This is a genomic window from Synechococcus sp. Cruz CV12-2-Slac-r, from assembly GCF_024346075.1.
In the GTDB taxonomy this organism is placed as follows: domain Bacteria; phylum Cyanobacteriota; class Cyanobacteriia; order PCC-6307; family Cyanobiaceae; genus Synechococcus_D.
The window spans coordinates 1-2,111 of the sequence record NZ_JAGQEK010000228.1 but is presented as its reverse complement, the minus strand read 5'-3'; the positions used below and the strand labels follow the sequence as shown (position 1 = coordinate 2,111).

The window sequence follows — 2,111 nt, the reverse complement described above, 5'->3', positions numbered from 1 at the left end:
TGATCAGCTTTTGGCAGGCGTTCATAAAATTGTATTTCTTGCAATTCAGGCCTGTTGCAGTTAAAGATTAAACGCACTTGCTAGAGCTGTGTTTGCCCCATCCTGCCAGCCACCACAACCTAGGCCGCGAGGCCTATGCCAATGAAGACCATTTATTGGCATTGCATCATCTGCAACAGGCAAGCTCAGGCCATGCCGGTGAGTTGTGGTCGCGCCAAAACCTAGGAACGGTTTTAGCTGGTTTTGGTCGCCATAGCGAAGCAGCGGAATGGCTCACCCCATTAAGGGAGCAGCTCCCTAAAGATCCCTGGGTTAGCCACTACTTAGCTGAAGGTGCCTTGGAACTGGGGAATTACAACTGCCAAGAACCATCTTTACGCCGCTGGCTGGAGCAGCCCTGGGTTCCAATCCACGGTTGGGAGGAGATAGTTAGCAATTTTCTAAAAAAAGAAACCTGGGCTCCAGATCCGGATCTGTTGCTGCCAAGTTGGGAAAACCATTACCAAAGCATGGATAATCCCCAGTGGCAGGCCCTAAAAGATCAACTTCACGCAGCGCTGCCAAGAAAGCAAGTATCGGTAATAATTCCAAGCCGCGATCGCCCGGATCTTCTGGGCCCCTGCCTCAAGAGCTTGGAGGAATTGGGAAAGTGGGGCCAGGCCGAGGGTGTGATCGGCCAGGTTGTGCTGGTGGATAACGGCAGCTGCCAAGCCCGCACTGCAAAGCTGCTGCAGCACTGGCAAGAACGCAAAGGGGAGGCATTTAAATTGCTGCGGCTCGACGAACCATTCAACTGGAGCCGGCTTAGCAATGCCGGTGCCCATGCCAGTACTGGCTCATTGCTGCTGTTTTTAAACGACGACACCTGTTTTATGAATAATCAAGCCATGGGCTGGCTTGCAAAAGCGGCACTAAAACAAACAAACGGGCCTATTGGAGCCCTGCTGCTGGATGATCAGGGCCGGGTGGCAGATGGGGGACTAGTGAAGCAAGCGGATGGTTACGTAGCACGCTGGCGCGGCTGGCCACTGCGACATTTGCCAGGAGAAGCCTGCCATGGGGCATGGACAAGCGATGCCATTACTGGAGCTTGTTTAATGGTGCGGCGGGAGCTGTGGCAGGAGGTGCAATTTGATGAACAGCTACCAGAGGATGGCAATGATGTGGTGTTTGCAGAGGCACTAAAGGCAAAAGGTTTTGCGGCAATCGTTATCGGTGCTGCAAGACTGCTACACGGTGTTTCAAGTAGTAGAGGTGTATGCCGCAAAGTTGCTTGAAAGTGAAGCAAAAACCGATTCCAAACAAAGGGGGCTAGATGGTTCAGATCATTAATCTTGAAACAATTAAAACAGAGCCAAGCCCTAGTGCTTGGCAAGATTTTGCTGAGCGCTGGCAAGATTGGCGATCGAAATTTAATCAGCATCACTGGCCCGAGAGTTGGCAAGGTAAAGCATATAAAGAAGATCAACTAAGATTTCCATCCCCCTGGGGCAATCGCATACTTGAAACCCGTCACAGCATAAGAAACGGACTGGTATTTGGCTATGTATTGAAAGAGCAGAAGCAACGGGCATTATTAATGCCTGGATATCTAGGTGCTGGCCATCAACTGGAAGCAATATATTTAATTCGGGAGCAAATACTACTGCATCTTCCTTATTCATTAGCAGGTAGCAATTGGTTTTTACAAGTAACAAACGTTTTACTGCCCGAATTATTAAATCAGCCGCAAGTGAGCCCTGCCGCAACAGCGGCCGCTATGCAGCTAAGCATTGAAGGGCATCCCAACTTTGCCCATTGCTTGCTTAACACATACACATGCCTAGAAGAAAATAAGCATGAGATCCAATCAAGCATTAAAATAATTGGCGTTGAACCAATCGCACCGCTTGAAGATTTATTTCCCGAATACCAATGGCTTAATGCAGCGAAAGCAGATAACGGACTAAAGCAAGTATTTGAATTACCGATAAGTTGCCGCCCAAATATAATTAGCGAGAGCTTACGCAATCGCATTAAGAAATTTGCTGATAGCAACCCAGTTGCAAATAACATAGAAAATCACACTGAAACCAATGAACGAATAAGACATTGGAAACAAGATGGCGGAT

The 2,111-nt window shown here is 48.6% G+C and carries 2 protein-coding genes; both read left to right on the top strand.

Annotated features, from left to right (window positions below; translation table 11 throughout):
• Window positions 1-92: 92 nt before the first annotated feature.
• Window positions 93-1,277, top strand: a complete 1,185-nt coding sequence (locus KB557_RS10995; RefSeq protein WP_255134164.1) for a glycosyltransferase — start codon at window positions 93-95, stop codon at window positions 1,275-1,277.
• A gap of 38 nt (window positions 1,278-1,315) precedes the next feature.
• The coding region (locus tag KB557_RS10990) for a hypothetical protein (RefSeq protein WP_255134162.1) at window positions 1,316-2,111 on the top strand (796 nt) is incomplete at its 3' end.